Origin of the sequence: Pyrobaculum calidifontis JCM 11548 (genome assembly GCF_000015805.1) — an archaeon.
GTDB classification, from domain to species: Archaea; Thermoproteota; Thermoprotei; order Thermoproteales; family Thermoproteaceae; genus Pyrobaculum; species Pyrobaculum calidifontis.
The window spans coordinates 391,070-411,858 of sequence record NC_009073.1; the positions used below are offsets into that span (position 1 = coordinate 391,070).

Genomic DNA, 20,789 nt, shown 5'->3' on the forward strand with positions numbered 1-20,789 from the left:
GATTTTTAAGGCGTTGTAGTAATATCATTGTGTCGCAGGTCACCGCGCTTTTACTTATTCTAGGAATCATAGTGCTCCTTGTCGGCGTTGTTCTTGTAGGCTGGGGGCATGGGCTTGATTGGGTACTAGGTCTCCCATTTATCATCTTGGGTCTCTACGCCGTATACACCGCGGGTAGCACTTCATGTAAGCCCTAGCGACGTGTTAAAAGCTCTTTTCAACTCTCACTTTGTCTGCGACAACCTTGGCCGTGACCACGGAGCGCGTGTTGTCTAGGCGTAGGTAGTATGTCCCACTCTCATATGCGTAAAACTCGTAGAGGTAGTGACCCCTGGCCACTACGTCCGCTATTACGTTGCCAGAGGGGGACCACAAGACGACTCTTACGTCGTTATTGCGGGGCAGGGGCTCGTCCCTAATAGACAAATCTACGATGACGCGGGATCCGCCCTCGGCTAGAAGTATGAGTCGTAACGCCCCCGTGGGTAGACCCTTGCATTCACCGCATAGACGTGCACGCTGGGGGTGCAAGCGGGAGAAGGCCACCACACACCTCCCCCACCTCCGCCACCACGTCCACCAATGGCGGAGAAAAACGAGAAAAACAGTACGACTGCTACAATAATTGCAAAGACGACTCCTTACTTCACGTCAATTTTTAAAAAATGGGGCTAAAATGTCATATGGCGAAGTGGCTGGCGGTGTTGCTTCTCGCCACGTTGCTTGTGGCGGCTCAGCCCCTCGCGGAGATTCTCAAGCTTAAAGTAGAGCCCTTACCCTGTCTGCTAAACTCAACATGTTCAGCGTATAGAGCTACAGCTCTCATAAATGCCTCAGCCAGCGGGCAGTTGGCACTTGGCGCATGGGCATTAGTAAAGGGGGAGTGGAAGGCGTTGGACTGGTGCTATCCCACGGGCTCCGGCCCCTGCACCTTTGTCATTGAGCTAAAGCCTGAGTACGAGGCCCTTGGATTCCCACTGTGGACAAACCAGCAAGGCCGGTGGGTGTGGGTGCAGAGCGTGGACATATACGGCGTTAACGCCGTGTGCACTATGGCGTATAAGTGCCCAGAGATTGACAAAGTGGAGGTGGAGAGGGGCGGGGAGCTGGGCGGGTGGAGAGTGAGAGTCTACGTCAAGTCTCCCTCGCAACGCATGAGAGTCGCGTTGGACATCGGCGGTATGTATGTGGAAAAGGAGGTGGAACAACCCTTCGCAACGGCATGTACAACGCTGAGAGTGGACTTTGGGCCATACGACTTTCCACAAGGCACTTGCGGCAGAGTTAGGGTGTATGGCGACTGTGGAATGGTCGAGAGACAAGTGTGTGCACAATCTGCGGATAGCAATGTCGTAGTTGTTAGAGTAGCCGATGTTGTAGAGGAGAAGTATGTTAAAGGGATTGGTATAGTCAAAGTAAAAGCGCCGCACGTGTTAAAAGTTGGAGAGGAATACCTAACCGAGTTTAATATTCGTGTAAACCGTGAAGAGCTCGGAAGACTCATCCAGCTCATAAAGCGCGTGTGCCAGTTGTTGTGTCAACTTCCTTGGTCAAAGCCTTTTATGCCTGAGTCGTTATGCCAAAAATGCAGCGACCTTAGTAGCTACCTTGTTCTCCACGGGGGAGTTAGAGCTTATGCAAGCGAAAGCGGAAGCGGCGGCGTTGCCCTCTTCCTAGCTCTTGGCCTTCAACAGACATATGGCACCATACCGGCTGGGCCAAACCGCTACTTAGTCTTTTCAAATATCGACGAGTTTTTTGCAATATACTACGTGGTCAAGGGCCTGCCGCCTCTCAGTTTAACAGACCTAGAGTCTAAAGGAGTCCCCATTTCGCTTAAGATAACCCCCCTGGGCCCTGAGTCGTATAGGTTAACTGGCGGCGAGGAGGAGATAACGCTCCGCTATAAGATTCAGCTAGTTCCAAACACCGAATATATGCTCAACTTCAACAACATAACCGCCGAATATAGCAAGCTACAATACTCCAACGACATCCTCTCACGAGTAGAGGCGCTATCCGCCGCCGTAGAAAGAGCAGAGGGTCAGACAGCCACTGTAACTACAACGTCCACAGCGTATGTGACGATACTTGTCACCACCACTGCTACACTCCCCATCACCACAACCAAGGAAGTGACTATGACGTCTCCCATCGTCGTCACTTCGCCCACGGTCGTCACCGTTCCCACCACAGTCACTCAAACTACGACTGAGAGACTTGTCGTTAGAGAGACAGACGCGGCGCTTTTAGCCGCAGTGGCAGTCGCGGCTTTGGCGGTGGGAGTATTAATCGGGAGGGCGAAAAAAGCGTAAGTTTTTGTCGCCCCTTTAAGTATCCGCTATAGGAGTTTTAACTCTCAACAAGTAAGCTTGGTGCAACAGGTAAGGCTACGTAACAAATTCCTGCAACTTTTCAGTTTCACCGCGGCCGAAACCGACGAGTCAGAAATTCTAACCCCAGCGGACAAACAACGCCCACATTAACAAGTTGCAAACGCCTTTTGTAAACGGGGTGAGAGACCTCTGTCTCTAGAGCGGAGAGCTGTGTAAGTACGTCGGGTACTTGTAGGATTTGGACAACCTGGTAAGCAGAAAACTAACGCAGTCGCTGAGACAGACGGCTCAGCGGGCAGAGGGGCGCCAAGGTGGGCAACTGCCTCGGCATACGCTTGCTATATAACTCCATAAAGCCCCGGCGCGGCGCCTAGGCCAGCCCACGACGCGTTGCCGTCCAGCTAGCCGACCTCAACTGCGCCCCATGTTTTTATACTTTTTGGTATATTGAAGATTATGTATCAGCCCTCTCGAGCGGTCTTCATATTCCGCAGCGCCTAGCTACATCACCGAGTAACTGTAGGCACGGGTATTTGAACTATGCGCCGGTTGCCCGCTCCAGTGGTGTCGGTGGGGTGTATAGTAAGGTTTTTAAGGGTGGCGGTTTGGGGGTTTGTGGACGCGTACCAGGTGTTTCGGGATTTCTACTACTCGCTGGGGATGCCGCTGAGGGTGGTGATTGAGTATAGGCTGAGGCGGCGTGGCGTGTCGCTTTCTGACGTCTTTTCTAAGCCGTGGCTTTTGACCAAGTACGTGGCTGAGGAGATGGGTGGCCACAACGCGGAGCTCATAGCGGCGCTCTTCGTCGAGTATGTGAGAAAGCTTGGGGTCGACGCGTCTGTGGCTTGGGAGGCGTTGAGGGGGGAGGAGGGGTGGGCTAGGTTTGTGAGCCATGTGGAGCGGCTTTGAGTTTTTTGAGGGCTTTTCTCTCCTGTACGGCCCGCCTGGCGCTGGGAAGACGTCGCTTGCCCTCTATGCGGCCTTTCGCTTGGGGGACCGTGTCCTCTACGCGGGGTTCTACGAGACTGGGGAGGCGGTGGTGTCTAAGGCGAGGGCGCTGGGCCTCGACGTGGGGAGGCTGACGGTGTTGGACTTCTTCGCTGTCTCTGACGCAGATGTGTTGTACAGCACGTTGGTTTCTAAGTACGTGGAGGTGAAGCCTGACGTGGCCATCTTGGATGGAATCAACGCCCTTCCTCAGTCTAGGGAGGCGGCCGCCTCTATATACCGCATCTTTAGGGGGCCTGTTATAGCCATCGGCGAGGAGTCTGTCGGGGGGTCCCACTTCGCCTACTACGCCGACTCGTTGGTGGAGGTTAGGCAGGTCTTCCACAGGGGGGCCCGCTATAGGCTTCTCCGGGTGGTGAAGACTAGGCTTAGCCCGAGCCGCGGCGCCGAGTACTTTTTCACTATCTCGCGGAGGGGGGTGCACCTCCTTAGGAGGTGGTCTCAGGGCTCGCTGGGGGGCAAGCTGGCCGCAACGCCTTCTGGCAGAAGGGCCACGTTTTCTGAGGAGGTGGTGAAGGCGCTTGTGGGCCGGGCTCCCGCCTACACGCGGCCGGGGTTGCTGGCTGGGAGCAGGGTTGGGGTGTTTCTCGAGGATCACCCGACGCCTCTCCGCTTGGCGGCTGCCTTCCTCTGCGACTACTTAGACGAGTCGAGGGTGGGCGTGGTGTCGACGTACCCGCTTATGGGCTCTTTGGCTAGGCAGGTGGGCTGTAGCGTGGAGGAGGTGGTGGTGCCCGCCGCCGTGCTTGACGACGATGCGGCTCTCCACGAGGCGTTGGACAAGGTGGGGGATGTGTCTGTGGTTGCGTTGTACGGCCTTGAGGAGGTGTTGGCCCGCTACGGCGCGAGGAGGGTGGGGTACGTCATGGACTTCTTCCAGACCTTCCTCCCCGACTCCGCCGTCTTGGCCACGTTTAGGGGAGTGGAGCCCACGCGGGCGCTTTTGGGCATGTTTAACACTGCGTGGAGGTACTACCCCGACCGCGCCGTGGTGGTCAAGTCGGCGCTTGGGTGGCCTGTGAGAGAGCTCAGGGTGGTGGAGCGGGACGGCCGCTTCTACCTGGGGTAGTTTAAGCGATAGTAAAATAAATAGGTCCCCTATCCACACTGTGGAAGATCCGAGGAAGGCAATATTGGAGATTCTTAGGCGGGAGGGCCCCGTCCCTGTCTACCGCCTCGCCAAGGCCCTGGGGCTCTCCTACGGGGCGGTGCAGTGGCACATCTTCACCTTGGAGAGGGAGGGCCTTGTGGAGACTATTAGGGTTGGGAAGAGGCGGTACGTGGCCCTTAAGACCGCCGACGTGGCGAGGACTATCAAGGTGGCCGACGCCTTGGAGGAGCTGGCCCTGACGCTGAGGGCCTACGGGGTGAGGCCGGACATGTCTCTCCAAGAGGCGATCGAGCTTCTGGAGAAGAAGGCGCCTCACATAGCCGAAATCCTCAAGCGCCTGATTACAAGGCCCTGAGGGCCTCGGCGTAAGAGCCGGCCCCACGGCTTCTCACTTCCGCCAGCCACCTCGTGACACTAGGCGCGCTCTGCGGCGTTGTGTCCCCCAGGCGCCTTGTCGTGCGACTGCTTGGCGTTTTCTGTGCGTTTGGCGCAGGGGCGATGGTGAAGGCGCCGTGGTTCATGTTCAAATTTTTATGTGGTGTACGATTTGTGAGAACTCTATTGGCATTGGTGGGCTTGGCTCTGCTCTTCCTGGGCCTCGCCTCTCTGGGGCCTGCCCCGTCTCCCTCTTCTGCCTCTGTCCTGCCTCTGCCTGGGTCGTCGCAGTTTAGCCCGCCCGTGGTCTCTGTGTCTGGGGGGCTGTACTTCAAGGCGTGGATGTACGCGAGGGGGACTGGGGGCGTCATGTATCTGCGCTGTCTTGTGTTTGACAGCTATGTCGATGGGGCGTGGAGCCGGGCGGCGGGGGACTCCTTCGCCGTGGGGGCTGGGGTAGTCACTGTGGGGAGCCCCGCCTCGTTTGGGGGCGAGGTAAACCTCTCTGCTCCTCTCATGGGCGGCTGCGTCCCCGTGGCCACGCCCTCTGTGGACGGGCTTGTGCTGGGGTCTGTCCGCGTGGTTGCGCCCGGGGCCTCCCTGGCCGCGTCTAAGGAGGGCCTCTTTGTGGTAGCCACAGGCGGCTCCGTGGGCAGGGCGGCGTCGTACTACGGCCCCGGCGCCCCCCAGCCCCCTCCCAGCGGCGTCTACTTAGAGGTTCCGCCGGGCCTTGCGCCGGTGCTTAAGTCCATAGCCGCCAACGTCACCGCCGGTTGTGCAGATGCGGCGTGTAAGGTGGCCAAGATTAAGGAGTTTCTCTCCCACTTCCGCTACGACGGCACTATGGACTCTCTCTGGCCCAGCGTCCCGCCGGGGGTAGACCCAGTCCTCTGGTTTCTGCAGGAGGGGAGGAGGGGGGTGTGTATACACTTCGCCTCTGCCTTTGTCCTCTTGGCCAGGTCGGCGGGGGTCCCCGCGAGGCTTGTGGTGGGGTATGTCTCCGATGGCCCAGTGCCGGGGGACTGGGCGTTGACGGCCTTTAGCCCCCACGCCTGGGCTGAGTACTACGTCGAGGGCGTTGGGTGGGTCGGCGTTGAGGCCACGCCGCCGGGCTCTGCCCCGCAGTCTCTCCCCGTCGTGCCTCTGCGGCCTGAGGCCGTTCAGCCTCCTCCGCCTGGCCCCTCTCTGCCTCAGCTGGCCGCGCCGCAGGTGCCGGAGGTCCCCTGGCCCGTAGTCGCTGTGGCGGCCGCGGCGGTGGGGGCCTTGGCCTACTTCTCGGCGGGTAGGAGGGCGGCCACGGTGGGAGTTGGCGAGGAGTTTTTGGTGGAGGGCCCTAGGGGGTTCCCCGTGTATGTGGGGAGGAGGCGGGTGGGGAGGGCGCCCGTCGCTGTCGTCTTTCACAGGCCGGGGCTCTACGTGGTGCGGGCTGGGCCTCTGGTGTACTTGGTCAGAGTGGTGGACTACAGGAGGGTGGCGGGGGCCCTCTTTGTGAAACTGCTGAGGCGGCTTGGCCTCCCCGCCACTACTACGCCTAGGGAGCTCGCCGCGGCTAGGCCGGAGTTGAGAGAGTTGGCGCTGGCCTTTGAGAGGGCGCTCTTCGGCCCCGCCGTGTCTAAGGGCGACGTAGAGGCGCTGAGGAGGGCGCTATGATCTACATAGCGGCTGGGCTAGCCCTCCTTCTCCTCGCCTACTACGACCCCGCCTTTAGGCCGGCGGCGTACCCCCTGGCGGCCTTCTTCCTCGGCCACGGGGTGGGGTCTCTCCTCCACAGGCGCCGGCGCCACGTGGCTGGCTACTTCTCTACCTTCCTCGGCGTCTCGGCGGCGGTCTACCTGGCGCCTCTCCCCCTGTCCCTGTTCCACAGAGCCCTCTTGGTGGGGGTGGCCTTCGGCTTCTTTCTCAACGCGGCGCGGTTTTTCACTAGGCTGAGGCGCGTCTTGGCCCCCGTCTCAATTGCCGTGACGGCGGGGTCGCTGGGGGCCTTTCTATACGCCGTTGGGGCGCCCCTCCTCCCCGTGGCCGCGTGGGGGGTTGGGGCCGGCGCGGCGGCCGCCTCTGCGCTGGGGCTGGCGGGGGGCAGGCGGGGGAGGTTTTTCGCCAGGCGGACTGCCCTCTTCGGCGTCCTCGGGGGCCTGCTGGGGGTCCTCTACCAAGTCTCGGCGCTGGTGGGCGGCCTCCAGCTCTTTGCCTCAGTGGCCGCGGCGGCGGTGGCCTCGCTCCTACTTCTCGGCACAGAGGCGAAGTGGCCTAGGCCGAGGCTTTACGACGACGCGGACGTCCTCGCGGCTAAGCGAGTGGAGGCCAGGTTTGTGAAAACTGGCGACGTGGCCCTCCTCGCGGCGTATGTGGCATACCACTTGGCCAAGGCTGGTGTAGAGGAGGGGCGTGTGGTGGAGGTGGTGAGGGCGGCCTTGTCTTATCGGGACTGGGAGCCGTCTCCCTTTGCCCCGCCGCTTGTGGCTAAGCTCGTGGAGAGGGCCAATAGGAGGAGGAGGGAGAGGCACTTGAGGAAGGTGGAGGCCTTGCTAAGGCGCTATCTGTAGGGGATGGGGGTCTTAGCCACCACTTCTTCCACTAGGCTGCGGGGGTCGCCGTCTCTTGGGGATATTCTGTGGCTGAGCACCGCCGCGGCGGCCTTTTTCACGTCGTCTGGGACCACGTAGTTTCTCCCGTCGAGGAGGGCCAGTGCCCTGGCCATTTTGACGAGGGCGATGGAGCCCCTGGGGCTTGGGCCGTAAGCGTTTAGGGGGTGGGACCTCAGCGCCTGGACTATCTTCACCACGTACTTCAACACTGCGTCATCTACGTACACCTCCTCGGCCCTCCGCATCCAGCTTAGCAGCTCCTCTCTCCCCACCACGGGGGTCACATACGCCGTGGGGTCGTCCCTCTTCCACGCGATCCTCCTCTTGAGGATCTCCGCCTCCTCGGCCTCGCCTGGGTAGCCCACTGAGAGCTGGATCAGGAAGCGGTCTAGCTGGGCCTCTGGCAGGGGGTAGACGCCGCGGTGTTCCACGGGGTTCTGCGTGGCGAGGACTATGAAGGGCTCCTCCAGCTTGTAGGTCACTCCGTCCACTGTCACTTGGCGCTCCTCCATTGCCTCAAGGAGCGCCGCTTGGGTCTTGGGCGGGGCGCGGTTTATCTCGTCGGCCAGGAGGACGTTGGTGAAGACGGGGCCTTTGACGAACTCGAAGCGGCCCTCGTGGGGGCGCCAGACGTTTACCCCCACCACGTCGCTTGGGAGCATGTCAGGCGTAAACTGGATGCGCTTGAAGGAGAGGCCGAGCGACTTGGCCAACAGCTTGGCCAAGGTGGTCTTGCCCAGCCCGGGCGGGTCTGTGAAGAGGACGTGGCCCTGGGCCACCACCGCCGCGAGCAAGAGCTCTAGGACATCCCGCCTTGCCACGTAGAACTGCGACAGCACCTCCAGCACCTTTCTCACGGCGGTGGGTAAAAAGCTATTTAAAAAAGGTAGTTTGTGAAGCCCCTCCTCGCCACAGCCGCAATACTCCTCGCCACGGGCCTGGCCTTGGGGAACGGCGATGTGGCCCTCCTGGCCGCGGTGCCCCTCGCCTCTTACGCAGTAAACGCGTTGCTCCCGCCCCCGCGGATAGCCGTGGCTAAGAGGAGGGAGGGGAGCTACGTGGAGGTGTACATCCAGGGGGACAGACTGCCGGGCGTCTTGTACATATACGACGCCGCGCCGTTGGACGCGCCCGGCGGGCCCCGCAGATGGGCACTATTCAAGCCACCTCTTAAAAGGACGTTGAGGCTCCGGTACAGAGAGGAGGCCCCCGGCGGGGGGCTCGTGGTAGAGGTCTACAACCCGGCCATGACCAAGAGGGCGGTGGTGGTGTACGCAGAGGAGCCCCGCGCCGCGGCGCCCCCCGCCAAGCCCTGGGAGGGGGCAGAGGAGTTCGCCGAGGTGAAGCCCTACCAGCCCGGGGACCCGCTAAGGCGCGTAAATTGGCGCGCCTTTGCCAAAACGGGCGAGCTCTACGTGAACAAGTACGCCGGGTCTGAGCGGGGCAGGGCCGTGGTGGTGGTAGACGCCAGGAGGCTCAGGGGGGCCGTGGTGGAGGCCGCGGCCAAGGCGGCGGCCATCCTCGCCGAGAGGGGGTACGACGTGTCCTACTTCGTGTTAGGCCACGGCGAGGCCCAGGAGGTGCCCAAGTCCTTCACCCCCTCTTGCACGGGCAGGCCCCCCTGCGCCGACGTTGTGACATACGTGGGCTCTCTGAGAGACCCATGCCCCGTGGACTGTCTACGCGTAGTCTACATAGACGTGGCGGCCCGCAACCCCCTGGCGGCCATTAGGCGGCTCTCCCTCTACCGAGAGCTCAGAGCCAGAGGCGCCGAGGTGCTCACAGACGTCGAAAAACTGGCTGAGGTGGTATGAGGCCCCTATACGGCTTGGCTACGGCGGCTGTCCAATACGTCCTTTTCGTAGGACACCCAATCCTCTCCATATACCCCCGCGCCCTTGACCACTGGGCCAGCCCAGGGGCGTTCGCCGCCTTTCTCCTCATCATAAACCTCGCACTGAGCCTCAAGAGGCCCTACACGGCGGCCTTCGCCACCCTAGTCCTATACCTCGCCGAGGCCGCCTTGGCGTCTCCCACCCTAAGGCTCTTCGTCGCCCTCCCCGAGGTCCCCCCGCCGAGCCCCTGGCTTGGCCTAGCCGCCGCATTGCTGACAGTGGCAACGGCCGTGGAGGGCCCCCACGGCCTCTACCTAGCCGCCGCCGGGGCGCCAGCCGCCGCCCTACTCTTGGCCAAGGACTACGCCCCACGCCTAGACTACACAGCCGGCCTAGCCCTAGCCGCCATCGGCCTGGCCCTGCTCGTCTGGGCCACAAGGCCCGCCGGGAGCTAGGCGCTACGTAGGATTTTTTAAATTGGATATACGGCGTACTCATGACGTCGGTGTTGGAGTTGTTGGGTCCTCACGCCTACGGGCTTTGGAAATACGGCATAGGCCCCACCGACGACGTAGAAACAGCCATCACCAAGCTGAGAGCCACCGCCCCACACCTCGCCAAGTTCTTAAGCGAGGTTGCGCAGAGACGCCTTTGAAACTTTTAATAACGGACACAGTAGGTGAGGGGGCCCGTAGCTCAGTCAGGTTAGAGCGGCGGCCTTCGGAGCCGTAGGTCGTGGGTTCAGGCAAAGCCGCCCAAAAATCCCACCGGGCCCGCCAATCGCTCGCCCCGCGTCTCAACCTACGTCTAGTAGCTCAAGTCAACGTTAGTAAGAAATGACGTTCAAGAGACACATGTGACTGGCTTAAAATCGCGCACATATATTGCTAAGACAGGCTGAGAGCCAAAGCGCTGATGTTAAAGCGTAATGGCGGAGATACGCCCGTTGAGGCAGTATTACACCCCCGTGTAAATTTCGATACCCAGCCTCTCCGCTACCTTCTTCGCGTCTTCCTCGGCGTATGGCGTGATAATAACAAGTCTGTCTGGCCTTCTGCCCTCTTTCTCGGCGTATAGGTCGGCCTTCTTTTTGAAGAGAGACACTTCATACGGCCTGGCGTGCGATGTAATTTCGATGAGTATGACCTTGCCGTCTTTAACGGCGACGTCCACCTCCACTTCGCTTGGGAAGCCGAATACCCTCCCCTCTTCGTCGTACGTCGTCCAACGCTCCACTTTGAGGCCGAGCTCTCTCTCGACAACGCCCCGAAGGCCGTCGCGGAAGGCCTTCTCAGTCATCACGCCCCATCTAGCGCCCAGGGCGTCGAGACGGCGGAACCCCCTCTCCACCTCAGCCCTAAGCCTAGCCAATTCCTCCTCGACTCTCCCAATCCTCTCCTCGTGGCGGTCAAGACGCTTGAATATCTCGGCGAATAGCTGGTCATGCTGCTCTAGCCGCTTGAGAATCTCTGCAAACAGCTGGTCGTGCTGTTCCAGCTTCTTGAGAATTTCTGCGAAGAGCTGGTCATATTTTTCAAATCGCTTGAACACCTCGGCGAATAGCTGATCGTAGTGTTCAAACCTCTTATTCATGTCTTCCCTAAGCCTAGCCAGCTCTTCCCAAATTTTCACAAGCTCCTCCTCGTGTCTGTCAAGCCGCTTCAAAATCTCCTCTAGCCCAATTAGCCCAGCCACTGCGTACCTAAACTCCTCATCCTCCTTCAACAGCTTGAGAAGAGCGGCCTTAAGCTGAGAAAGATCCACAACCACGCATATGCCCAAGTATATAAGCCTGTACAGCGCGCAGACCGACGAGCGCTATAGACTTTGTCTAAGTCAGAGGGGCGGCAACGAAGGCAAAAGGCGCGCCATTATGTCCCGTTTGAAGGTGTTGTCGACTCGGAAGCTGGTTATATCAGGGGTCTCATCGCCGTTTAAGGGTGTGATAGTGGGCTGAGAGTTGTGGTGGGCCCGCCGGGATTTGAATTCCCGGGGTGTACCCTCCCGGGACCTCCCGGTTATCAGCCGGGCGCTCTAACCGGGCTAAGCCACGGGCCCTTGGGGGTGTGTTTTTCCATGTTTAAAAGTTTAAAGGTGGGGTTTGTGGGGGGGTTATGGCTGGTCTTTTGAGGTATGTGGCCGTGCGACTGGCGTTGGCTGTCCCCACTCTGTTGATTTTGCTCACGGTTGTGTTTTTTGTGCTTAGGGTCATCCCTGGGAACCCTATTGTGGCCATGGTGGGGATGAAGGCCCCCCAGGAGTACGTAGAGCAGTTGATTAAGGAGGCAGGCTTGGACAAGCCTCTTTACGTCCAGTACTTTGACTACTTGGCACAGGTCTTTACTGGCAACTTGGGCAGGAGCCTCATCTTTGGGAGGAGAGAGGTGGTGGCGGAGATTTTGGATAGGTTGCCGGCCACGGTGGAGCTCGCCGTTGCGTCGTTTTTAGTGAGCGTAGCGCTTGGCCACTTGTTTGGCTTTTTGGCGGCTAGGTTTGGCGGGTGGGTGGACTCTGGGGCTAGGGTGTACTCCATGGTGGCCTATGTCTTGTTTATCCCGTTTCTGGGCCTCGCCCTCCAGCTCGTCTTCTCAGTGTGGCTTGGCCTTTTCCCTGTGGCTGGGAGAATTACCCCGGGCTTGGAGCCGCCGAGAATAACCGGTCTGTACGTAGTGGACTCCATTCTCGCGGGGCGCCTAGACTCCCTCGCCGACGCGCTTTGGCACCTCGCCCTCCCCTCCTTCACCCTCGGCCTCGTGCTTTCGGGGGTCTTCACCAGGCTTATTAGGAACAACATGGTGAAGACGTTGTCTGAGGACTTCGTCGCGGCTTATAGGGCCATGGGGTTTGGGGAATGGGCTGTCCTCTGGAAGGCGTATAGAGCCGCCATTGTGCCCACGGTGACTATGATGGGGCTCCAGCTCGCCCTCCTGCTACAGGGGGCCGTGTTGACAGAGACCACGTTTTCCTGGCCGGGCTTAGGCACTCTCCTCCTGGAGCGGATACAGTACCTCGACTACACCACTGTACAGGGGACAGTGGTCGTTTTCGTCGTCATAGTCGTGTTGTTAAACGTAGCCGTCGACATCATCAACGCGTTGCTTGACCCAAGAGTGAGGAAGGGGGTATGATGCTGAGGGTTGGAGTCCTCATAACAGCCGCGGTGGTGGCCCTCTCTATCGCGGCCCCGCTCATCGCGCCGTACGACCCGACCAAGTCCGTGGGCGAGCCCCTGGCGCCCCCCAGCGCGGCTCACCTCTTTGGCACTGACAACTTGGGGCGGGACGTCTTTAGCAGAGTCTTGTACGGGGGGCAAGTGATCATCGGCGTCTCGCTTCTCGCTACAGCTCTCTCGGCGGCGGTGGGCTTCCCCCTGGGCCTCTTCTCGGGCTACATGGGCGGGCGGGTGGACAGAGGGTTGAGCATGGTGATGGACAGCATGTACGCCTTTCCCAGCCTCATCTTGGCCATTGCCATAGCCAGCGTCTTGGGGCCCAGCCCGTTAAACGCCGCAGTGGCCATCGCCGTTGTGTACGTGCCCACGTATTTTAGAATGGCGCGCAACGAGACTATGGTGGTTAAATCCAGCTTGTTCGTTGAGGCGGCCGTGTCGCTGGGGATGCCCAGGTGGAAGATTCTCTTCCGCCACATCTTGCCCAACCTAGTGCCCAGCTTCGTTGTCGTGGCCACGATCAATATCGCAGACGCCGCGTTGACCGAGTCTGCCTTGGCGTTCTTTGGCTACACAGTGACGCCGCCTACCCCGGACTGGGGGCTTGACCTCTCCAGCGCGAGGTCTTACATTGTGAATGGGGCGTGGTGGCTCTTGGCCCCCGGCTTCTTCATAATATTGACCGCCCTGGGTTTTTCACTGATGGGGGAGGGTCTTGGGGAGAGAGTGGGTAAAAAAGAGTGGTGAAAAAAGCTACCCGACTTTGATGGTCCAGTACCTGAATATCATTGTGGGGTCTGCCACTACCTGTATGCCCGGCCTCGTCGCCATGTACAACTTGCCTTGTATAAGCGGTATTATGGGCACGTCTTGGGCCAGTATGCGCTGTGCCTGTAGGTAAAGCTGTTCTCTGGCAGTCTGAGATATTTCCACCGACGCCTTGTCTAAGATCTGGTCCATCTCTGGGTTGCTGTACCCGTTTCCAAGCCACTTATTTGCGCCAGTCTTTAAAAACGGCGTTGTGTAGTCGTCGGGGTCTATGTAGTCGGGGTACCAGCCGAGCAGTGAGACCATCAATGCGCCGCTTCTGAGCTGTTGCACATATGTGGCCCACTCGGCAGATTTAACTGTGACAGCGATCATCCCCGTGGCCTCCCACTGTTGCTTCAACATCGCCGCGAGGTCTTTCTCAGTGTCGCCGTAGTGAGTAGGCGTGTACCACAGCTCAATGTTCAACTTCTTGGACTCGCTGTAACCAGCCTGTTGTAGCAACGTCTTTGCAAGCGTGATGTTGCAATCGCCGTACTTCTCTTTGAAGACTGGGTAAGAGCTCCACATGCCCTCTGGTATCAACGTGTACAGCGGCGTAACTGTGCCGCGGTAAACCACGTTGACTATGTCCCTTCTGCACACGGCCGCGGCGAGGGCTTGTCTCACTCTGACGTCTTTTAACTCTGGCATATTGAGGTTGAGCACTATGTACCTAATGAAGGAGCCCGGTATTTCCACTATGTTGAACTTGCCCGAGGCCCTCAGCGCCTCTACGTCGGGCGGATTTAAAGTCCTCCAGGCAATGTCCACCTCCCCTCTCTCAAGGGCAAGTCTTAGAGTGGTGGCATCTTTATAGAACCGAATCACTACCCGGCCAACCTGGGGCTTGGGGCCGTAGTAGTAGGGGTTTGCCTCAAGGACTATCTGCTGGTCTCTCACAAAGCTCTTAATACAGTAAGGCCCCGCGCCGCCCGCCGTTTGATCTGAGTCAATCTTGTCTGGAGCGTATTTGGGATGCACCGGGAAGTAGGGCGGCGTAGCCGCTAGGGCTAGGAAGTAGGAGACTGGCTTTTGTAGGTAGAATACCACCGTTGTAGCGTTAGGGGCCTCCACCTTTTCTACGAAGTCTGTGACAAGCCACGCGGGGTCGCCGTTTATCTTCATCACGCGCTCAATAGACCTCTTGACGTCGGCCGCGGTCAGCGGCGTCCCGTCGCAGAACTTGAGATTCGGCCTTAGCTTAAAGACCCACACCTTGCCCCCCTCGAGCACAGTCCAACTCTCGGCGAGGTCTGGCTCTATCTCCGTAGTGCCTGGCTTATACCTGACGAGGCCCGCCATGGTGTTGTACAAGACTTCCCAAGTGAAGAAGTCGTAGGCGTTTGCCGGGTCGAGGTCCGTCACCTTGTCTGTGACGCCTATTGTGATGGTCAAAGGCGTTGCCTGCGGCGTAGTAGTCGTGGCGGGGGTAGTGGGCTGGGGGGTGGGAGCCGTGGTAGGTCGTGCCGTGGTGGGGGCGGCAGTGGTTGTGGGCTGCGCTGGTTGTTGAGCTAGAAACACGGCGGCGATTGCTAATACTATTACTAATATGGCGATTCCAATTGCCAAGTATTTGTTCATGTGAGAGAGATGTAAGTGGGTTATATTCTTTAAGCTGTGTCTTTCTTTGGCTGTGAGGCGCGTGGTAGCCGTGGTTGGCGTGGCTAGGTTTGTGCGGTACTTCATCTTGGGGCATCTCGCAGTTTCTCTGCCCATCGCCTTGGAGGCCTCCGCTGGAGGCGCGGCGGGGGCTGGCGCAGTGTTGTCTCTGGCGGGGCTTATATCTCTCGGCGCCTCCATTGCCTACAGCGTGGTGGGAGACGTAGTGAGACACGCCAGGGGGCTTGCGATCAGCGAGACCGCGTTTGCCCTCGGCCTCTTGGCTTTGGCCCATGTGAAAAATCCTTGGCTTTTGGCCCTGGCGCTTGGGCTGGGGGGCATGGGGACTTTGGGCCCCGGCGCCACTAGGGGGGCCTTTGTGCCTCTCATATTGGCCGTGATTAGAGATCACAGCAAAAGCCACGTGGAAAGCGCCAAGGCCATCGGCGTTGTGAACTCCATATCCACATTAGGGGGCATACTGGGCTCTGCTACGGCCGGTTTCACCGACTTGCGCCACTCTATACCGCCTTACTCGGCCGTGGCCCTTGGGACAGCCCTCCTAATTGCCGTGGCGCTGGGGCGGGGCGAGAGAGTTAGGGCAGTGAACCCGCTTAAGAGAGTGGCAACTAGGGGGAGAGAGGTGGCGGGCTACTCTCTCAGCCAATTCGTGGCCGGGGTGGGCATAGGTCTCTCAATGCCCCTCCTCTCTCTGTGGCTACACGCATACATGGGGCTCGACGAGGCAACAATAGGTCTCATCTTCGCGGTGGGCAACGGCGCCTTTATGGTGTCTTCCCTCTTCGCGTATAGGCTCGTGGAGGCTCTGGGGCTTGTAAGAGCCGCCGTGGTGAGCCGCGTGGCCTCGGGCATGCTCTTGGCCTCATTGCCAATTTTCAGAGAAGTAGTGCCGTTCGCAGTGGCCTTTGTCTTCTACAACGCCGCGGTGGGCATTGGAGGTACGGCGCGCTCCTCCTACATCTCCTCCGTGGCGCCCGTGGGCAGCGAAGCCACTACGCCCGCCGTTTCTAACATAGCCATTAGGGCGAGCTCTGTGCCCTCGGTGGCGCTGTCTGGGTACATAATGGAGCTGGAGCCAGCGGCGGCGATGCCCCTGGCAGGCCTTATGCTAATAGCCGCGGGGGCCATAATGTGGAAGATGTTGAAAGAGCCCGAGGAGTTTACACACTAGCTCCGTATCCTCCCCCTCCTGGGGTTTCTATTACCACCTCGTCGCCCTCCTCCAGCTCCACAGTGGCGCTTTCAATTTCCTCAACGGCGCCGTTCTTCCTTCTTATCACAACTTTGGCAGGCTTGCCCGGCTCGCCGCCTTCTAGGCCCCAGGGCCCCATTTTGAACCTAGAGGCTATTATTGAAAGCGTCGACTTTGACAAGACTTTGAAAGATCTCACTATGCCGTCTCCCCCCGGCCACTTGCCGCGCCCACCGCTCCCCTCCCTTATCTTATACGCGGTGAATTTTAGGGGGAACTCCCTCTCCGCGATCTCAATCGGCGTGTTTAACGTGTTCGTCATATTTACATGGACGCCGGAGACGCCGGGCGAGCCGGGCCTCCCCCCAGTGCCTCCCCCCACCGTCTCGTAGTAGGACCAGTAGCGGCCTTTCCAGAAGCCGCCTATCATGACGTTCATCATAGTCCCAGAGCCCGCGGCGGGTATTCTGCCCCGCAACGCCTTTGACAAAGCGAGGAAGGTCACGTCTGCCACCCTCTGGCTCGTCTCCAAGTTGCCTGCTCCCACGGCGGCTGGCTTGACGGGGTTTACCAAGGTGCCTTGAGGAGCCTCCACGCTTATTACCTCGTAGAAGCCGTGGTTTGTGGGTACGTCTACGCCGAGGGCTGACCTAACTGCGAAGGAGACGGACGAGAAGGTGACTCCAAGCACGGCGTTTACGGGGGCCTCCACTTGTCTACTTGTCCCCGTGAAATCCGCCTTGATGCCCCTCTCCGATATCTCCAGGGCTATGCGTATGGGGAGGAGCTCGCCTCTCCAGTCGAGGTAGTCCTCCGCCCTGTAGACCCCCTTGGGCCACTTCTCCACCTCGGCCAGAGTCAGCCTCCTCCCGTATTCAACGGCCTCCTCCCAGCCCTTTGCCGCGTCGCCGAATTTTTCAAAAAGGTCTTTTACCCGGGCGGCGCCTACTCTAGAAGCCGCCAGTTGCGCCTCTAAGTCGCCTCTTGCGTAGTCCGGGGTTTTAAAATTGGCTAGGATTATTGCCAAGACCTCTCTGTTGAGCTCGCCCCTCCTCAGTATCTTTACCGGGGGTATTACCACGCCCTCTTCGTACAAGGTCTTGGCCGCCGGGTTGAGAGAGGCTGGGAGAGGCCCTCCCACGTCTACGTAGTGGGCCTTGGAGGCTATGTATGCCACAAGTCTGCCCCGCCAGTGGACTGGGTACAGCACCATGACGTCGTTGAGGTGTGTGCCAGAGATGTAGGGGTCGTTGGTGAGCACCGCGTCGCCCTCCTCCAGCTCCACGCCCTCCTTTGACAAATAGTGCAAGAGGTTTTTAACGCCGACGTAGAAGGAGCCTAAGTGCACGGGGATGTGCTCCGCCTGTGCCACAATTCTCCCCTCGGCGTCTACCACAGCCACGCTGTGGTCCATCCTCTCCCTAATGTTGGGAGAGAAGGCGGAGTTCCTAAGCGCTATTCCCGCCTCCTCCGCGATGTACTCAGTGGCCTTGAAGACGAGCTCCCACTTCATAGCCTCATCTCCAATACGCCGTACTTCCCCACGGCCGCCTCCCACCGCGGCGGCACAACGGTGGTTGAGTTGTCCTCGACTATTAGGGCGGGGCCCTTTACTCTGTAGCCCAGGGGTAGCTGGGCCCTCTTGTACACCGCCGCCTTTGTCCACCCGTCGAAGTACACCTCCCTCTCCCCCACGTCAGGCGCCCCCTCCGACGGCGGATCTCTTAGGCGCGGCTTCGCCCGCTTGACTACGGCGAAGGCGCGGATTGTGACTACCTCCACCTCTCTGTCCAGGGTGAAGCCGTAGGTGGCCTTGTGCCGCTCCTCGAAGGCCCTCTTCACCGCCTCGGGAGATACGTCGGCGCCTAGGGGCACCGTCAGCTCCCACCCCTGGCCTTTGTACCTCACGTCTGCCAGTCTCACGTAGTAGTCGGGCTTGTAGATAGACAGCTGTTGCTCAAGCAGGCGGAAGCCCTCCGCCAAATCGCGGGGATACGCCATGCGGGCCTCGAATTTGAAGTCCGCCATGAGCATGCCAAGGGAGGTAAATACGCCTGGCATAGGCGGTATCAACACCCTGCTGATACCCATCTCCTCAGCCACCTCTGCCGCGTGTTGCGGCCCCGCGCCGCCGAAGGCCATTATGGCAAAGGACGAGGGGTCGAGCCCCCTTTCCACTGTGACCAACCGTATAGCCCTCGCCATTTCTAGGTTTATCAACTTTACAGCGGACGCAGCCACGTCGACGGGGTCCCCCAACTTGGCCAACGCCTTCTCAGCCGCCCTTGGGTCCAGCTTGACGGCGCCGCCGGCTAAGGCCTCGGGAATTCTGCCCAAGACCAAGTTGGCGTCTGTCACCGTGGGCTCTGCGCCGCCTCTGCCGTAGCACGCGGGGCCTGGGTCAGCTCCAGCGCTGAGGGGGCCCACCCTCAGGGCGCCCCCGGCATCTCTCCAGATAATCGTCCCCCCACCCGCCGAGACCTCGGCCAAGTCGACGAAGGGAAAGCGGACTGGGTAGCCCGACCCCTTGACTATCCTCCCCTTGTGGCTCTCTCCGCCCACCTCGTACTCCGTGGTGATAGAGGGCTCGAAGTCTACGACGACGCCGGCCTTGGCAGTGGTGCCGCCCATGTCAAACGACACAACTCTCCTTTCCCCCAACGCCTTGGCCAACTCTGCCGCCGCCACTACTCCCGCGGCGGGGCCCGACTCCACCAGCTGGACGGGGCGCCGTGCCGCCTCTTCCACGGTGACTAAGCCCCCAGAGCTGGCCATTACGTACATTCTCCCGCCTCTGGAGCGGACGTAGCTGTCCAGCTTGGCCAAGTACCTCCCCACCACCGGCATCAGCGCTGCGTTTACCACGGCAGTGGAAAACCGCTCGTACTCCCTGGGCTCCCACGCCACTTCATGAGAGGCGGTGACGTACTCGAAGTATTTGCGCAACACCTCCGCCGCCCTCCTCTCGTTGTCTGGATTTGCGTAAGAGTGTAGAAACCCCACCGCGGCCGCCACGGCGCCTGCGGCTCTGGCCTTCTCCGCAAGCGTAGACACCTCGGCCGGGTCGACCTGTTTTTCCACAGTGCCGTCTGGCAGAGTCCTCTCCTCTACCTCAAACCGGAGGTCCCTCGGCACTATTTGCCTAGGCTTTTGGAAAAACAAGTCGTAAAGCTGCGGCCTATTCTGCCTGCCTATCTCCAACACGTCTCTGAACCCCCTAGTGGTGAAGTAGGCCACTTTGGGGAGCTCAAGCCCCACCTGCCCCAGGAGGGCGTTTGTGCCAATGGTAGAGGCGTGTAAGACCTCGGAGAATTCCAGCCGCGAGAGGCCCTCCACCACGGCCCTCTCGGGCTCTCTTGGAGTAGACAAAATCTTAAATGCCGCCACTCTGCCCTCCTCGTCTACAGCCACGAAGTCTGTGAAGGTGCCGCCTACGTCTACTCCGACGATCATCTCCTTCTATAAAGCAAGACGCCCAAGAGGCCGATGGCCGCTAAGACGGCCAAGTAGAGGCCAGCAGTTAGGCGGCCGTATTGGAGTATGCTAGTCATTATGTAGGGCGCAGTGCCGGCGAAAATTGTGTTGCCGAATTGGTATGCAGTAGAGACGCCGGTGTTTCTCACAAGTGTGGGAAATAATTCTGCGAGGTAGGCGGCTTCAGGCGTGTAGACAATTCCGTGGGCGATACCTGTTAATATGGCCAGTAAAAACAGTGTAGAGACATTCGAGAGACCTTGTTCCACGAGCAGGGCGGCTATTATAAACAGCAAAAAGCCAAAGACTATTGGGGGCACATTGCCTATACGCTCTGCGATAAATCCGCTTGCGATAATTCCGAGGAGATCAAGCACCGCGAATATCACCACTAGGAGGAATCTAGTGGTCGCATCTATGAGCTTCAAGGCGCTTGCGACATTTGGCAAAAACGTGTTTCCATAGTAAAACACCGCGCCTGCCGCCCCAGCTAGAAAAATGCCCACTATGAGAGGCTTCCAATATCTTGTGAATACATCGCCGATGGGGTTAGACGCCTTTTCCGCCGCGCGCTTGGCCTCAATATATTCAAAGGTTTCGCCAAATCTTAGTCTGAATAATAGCCCTATAACCACTAGGACTAGCGATAGCATAAATGCAACTCTCCAGCCCCACGCCGCCGTCGCGCCTTCGCCAAAGGCTTGGACGAAAGCCAGCATAACGCCGGCAGCCAAGAGCAACCCAAGAGGGACGCCGCTTTGGACAAACATCATAAACAAGCGTTTGCGTTTAACGTTTTCAAATAGGTAATTTACCGCCGTTCCCCACTCACCTCCCAACGCCAAGCCTTGTAAAAGCCTGAGCACTATTACCGTAATCGTGGCGGCGAGCCCCCACTGCGCGTAAGACGGCACCGCGCCTATAAGCGCCGTGGCGAGCCCCGCCAGAGTCAAAGTCCAAAACATGGCAACTCTCCTCCCATAGCGATCGCCTATGTAACCAAAAAGAAGCGCACCTATGGGGCGGGCAAAAAAGCCTAGGGCAAAAGTGAGAAAGACGTTTGCCAATTGCACCAACGGATCCTTAGATGGGAAAAAGGCGGCTCCCACGTAGCTCGCCGCTACTGCGAACAAAAATGCGTCATACCACTCAAGCACAGTTCCAGAGGCAACACCAATAACGAGACCCGGAGATATTTTTACCGACATAAGCGAAATTTATAATGTATTTTTAAGTATCACACATAAAATTGTTCATGGCATAAGGAGAGAGCG

The 20,789-nt window shown here is 59.3% G+C and carries 20 protein-coding genes and 2 tRNA genes; 14 read left to right on the forward strand and 8 right to left on the reverse strand.

Annotated features, from left to right (window positions below):
- Window positions 1-29 precede the first annotated feature (29 nt).
- Window positions 30-197, forward strand: a complete 168-nt coding sequence (locus tag PCAL_RS02205) for a hypothetical protein (protein ID WP_193322825.1) — start codon at window positions 30-32, stop codon at window positions 195-197.
- 7 nt (window positions 198-204) lie between these two features.
- Here PCAL_RS02205 and PCAL_RS02210 read toward each other — a convergent pair whose 3' ends face one another.
- On the reverse strand, window positions 205-426 hold the full coding sequence (locus PCAL_RS02210) for a hypothetical protein (protein WP_193322826.1): 222 nt from the start codon (window positions 424-426) through the stop codon (window positions 205-207).
- A 257-nt stretch (window positions 427-683) separates the two neighbouring features.
- Between PCAL_RS02210 and PCAL_RS02215 the strand changes: the two genes are divergently transcribed.
- The 6 genes from PCAL_RS02215 to PCAL_RS02240 all read left to right on the forward strand — a co-directional run bounded on the left by PCAL_RS02215 (window position 684) and on the right by PCAL_RS02240 (window position 7,373).
- Window positions 684-2,315, forward strand: coding sequence for a hypothetical protein (locus PCAL_RS02215; RefSeq protein ID WP_011849100.1), 1,632 nt, complete (start codon window positions 684-686; stop codon window positions 2,313-2,315).
- Between the two features lie 636 nt (window positions 2,316-2,951).
- Window positions 2,952-3,245: a hypothetical protein gene (locus tag PCAL_RS02220; RefSeq protein WP_193322827.1), complete on the forward strand. Its 294-nt coding sequence runs from the start codon at window positions 2,952-2,954 to the stop codon at window positions 3,243-3,245.
- Window positions 3,229-4,413 (forward strand): RAD55 family ATPase, encoded by a 1,185-nt coding sequence (locus tag PCAL_RS02225; protein ID WP_011849102.1) that lies wholly within the window; start codon window positions 3,229-3,231, stop codon window positions 4,411-4,413. Before PCAL_RS02220 ends, PCAL_RS02225 begins: the two co-directional genes overlap by 17 nt.
- 40 nt (window positions 4,414-4,453) lie before the next feature.
- Window positions 4,454-4,810: a helix-turn-helix domain-containing protein gene (locus PCAL_RS02230; protein WP_011849103.1), complete on the forward strand. Its 357-nt coding sequence runs from the start codon at window positions 4,454-4,456 to the stop codon at window positions 4,808-4,810.
- 194 nt (window positions 4,811-5,004) lie between these two features.
- On the forward strand, window positions 5,005-6,480 hold the full coding sequence (locus PCAL_RS02235; RefSeq protein ID WP_193322828.1) for a DUF4129 domain-containing transglutaminase family protein: 1,476 nt from the start codon (window positions 5,005-5,007) through the stop codon (window positions 6,478-6,480).
- A complete protein-coding gene (locus tag PCAL_RS02240) occupies window positions 6,477-7,373 on the forward strand; it encodes a hypothetical protein (protein ID WP_011849105.1) in 897 nt (298 codons plus the stop codon). The genes PCAL_RS02235 and PCAL_RS02240 overlap by 4 nt, the downstream gene beginning before the upstream one ends.
- On the opposite strand, the gene PCAL_RS02245 is transcribed toward PCAL_RS02240, so the two are convergent.
- Window positions 7,364-8,272 (reverse strand): AAA family ATPase, encoded by a 909-nt coding sequence (locus PCAL_RS02245; RefSeq protein WP_011849106.1) that lies wholly within the window; start codon window positions 8,270-8,272, stop codon window positions 7,364-7,366. The genes PCAL_RS02240 and PCAL_RS02245 overlap by 10 nt on opposite strands.
- 36 nt (window positions 8,273-8,308) lie before the next feature.
- Here PCAL_RS02245 and PCAL_RS02250 point away from each other — a divergent pair, with 36 nt between their 5' ends.
- The 4 genes from PCAL_RS02250 to PCAL_RS02265 all read left to right on the forward strand — a co-directional run bounded on the left by PCAL_RS02250 (window position 8,309) and on the right by PCAL_RS02265 (window position 10,029).
- Window positions 8,309-9,229 (forward strand): DUF58 domain-containing protein, encoded by a 921-nt coding sequence (locus PCAL_RS02250; protein ID WP_011849107.1) that lies wholly within the window; start codon window positions 8,309-8,311, stop codon window positions 9,227-9,229.
- Complete coding sequence (locus tag PCAL_RS02255) at window positions 9,226-9,705, forward strand: hypothetical protein (RefSeq protein WP_011849108.1); 480 nt, start codon at window positions 9,226-9,228, stop codon at window positions 9,703-9,705. Before PCAL_RS02250 ends, PCAL_RS02255 begins: the two co-directional genes overlap by 4 nt.
- A gap of 41 nt (window positions 9,706-9,746) precedes the next feature.
- Window positions 9,747-9,905, forward strand: a complete 159-nt coding sequence (locus PCAL_RS02260; protein ID WP_011849109.1) for a hypothetical protein — start codon at window positions 9,747-9,749, stop codon at window positions 9,903-9,905.
- Window positions 9,906-9,935: 30 nt separating this feature from the next.
- Window positions 9,936-10,029 (forward strand) — tRNA-Arg (locus tag PCAL_RS02265).
- Window positions 10,030-10,207: 178 nt separating this feature from the next.
- On the opposite strand, the gene PCAL_RS02270 is transcribed toward PCAL_RS02265, so the two are convergent.
- Together PCAL_RS02270 and PCAL_RS02275 are read right to left on the reverse strand one after the other, a co-directional pair.
- Window positions 10,208-11,020, reverse strand: a complete 813-nt coding sequence (locus PCAL_RS02270) for a PD-(D/E)XK nuclease family protein (protein ID WP_011849110.1) — start codon at window positions 11,018-11,020, stop codon at window positions 10,208-10,210.
- Between the two features lie 193 nt (window positions 11,021-11,213).
- Window positions 11,214-11,308 (reverse strand) — tRNA-Ile (locus tag PCAL_RS02275).
- A 56-nt stretch (window positions 11,309-11,364) separates the two neighbouring features.
- On the opposite strand from PCAL_RS02275, the gene PCAL_RS02280 reads away from it, so the two are divergent.
- Both PCAL_RS02280 and PCAL_RS02285 read left to right on the forward strand, forming a co-directional pair.
- Complete coding sequence (locus PCAL_RS02280; protein ID WP_011849111.1) at window positions 11,365-12,378, forward strand: ABC transporter permease; 1,014 nt, start codon at window positions 11,365-11,367, stop codon at window positions 12,376-12,378.
- Window positions 12,375-13,166: an ABC transporter permease gene (locus tag PCAL_RS02285; protein ID WP_193322829.1), complete on the forward strand. Its 792-nt coding sequence runs from the start codon at window positions 12,375-12,377 to the stop codon at window positions 13,164-13,166. Before PCAL_RS02280 ends, PCAL_RS02285 begins: the two co-directional genes overlap by 4 nt.
- A gap of 6 nt (window positions 13,167-13,172) precedes the next feature.
- On the opposite strand, the gene PCAL_RS02290 is transcribed toward PCAL_RS02285, so the two are convergent.
- A complete protein-coding gene (locus PCAL_RS02290) occupies window positions 13,173-14,810 on the reverse strand; it encodes an ABC transporter substrate-binding protein (protein ID WP_193322830.1) in 1,638 nt (545 codons plus the stop codon).
- Window positions 14,811-14,862: 52 nt separating this feature from the next.
- Between PCAL_RS02290 and PCAL_RS02295 the strand changes: the two genes are divergently transcribed.
- Window positions 14,863-16,020 carry an MFS transporter gene (locus tag PCAL_RS02295; protein ID WP_011849114.1) on the forward strand — a complete coding sequence of 386 codons (1,158 nt, stop codon included), beginning with the start codon at window positions 14,863-14,865 and terminating at the stop codon, window positions 16,018-16,020.
- Here PCAL_RS02295 and PCAL_RS02300 read toward each other — a convergent pair.
- From PCAL_RS02300 to PCAL_RS02310, 3 genes are read right to left on the reverse strand one after another with little or no spacing between them, the layout of a single operon-like run.
- Window positions 16,010-17,554: a hydantoinase B/oxoprolinase family protein gene (locus PCAL_RS02300; RefSeq protein ID WP_011849115.1), complete on the reverse strand. Its 1,545-nt coding sequence runs from the start codon at window positions 17,552-17,554 to the stop codon at window positions 16,010-16,012. The genes PCAL_RS02295 and PCAL_RS02300 overlap by 11 nt on opposite strands.
- Window positions 17,551-19,494: a hydantoinase/oxoprolinase family protein gene (locus PCAL_RS02305; protein ID WP_011849116.1), complete on the reverse strand. Its 1,944-nt coding sequence runs from the start codon at window positions 19,492-19,494 to the stop codon at window positions 17,551-17,553. Before PCAL_RS02305 ends, PCAL_RS02300 begins: the two co-directional genes overlap by 4 nt.
- Window positions 19,491-20,723: an MFS transporter gene (locus PCAL_RS02310; protein WP_011849117.1), complete on the reverse strand. Its 1,233-nt coding sequence runs from the start codon at window positions 20,721-20,723 to the stop codon at window positions 19,491-19,493. The genes PCAL_RS02305 and PCAL_RS02310 overlap by 4 nt, the downstream gene beginning before the upstream one ends.
- Between the last annotated feature and the right edge of the window lie 66 nt (window positions 20,724-20,789).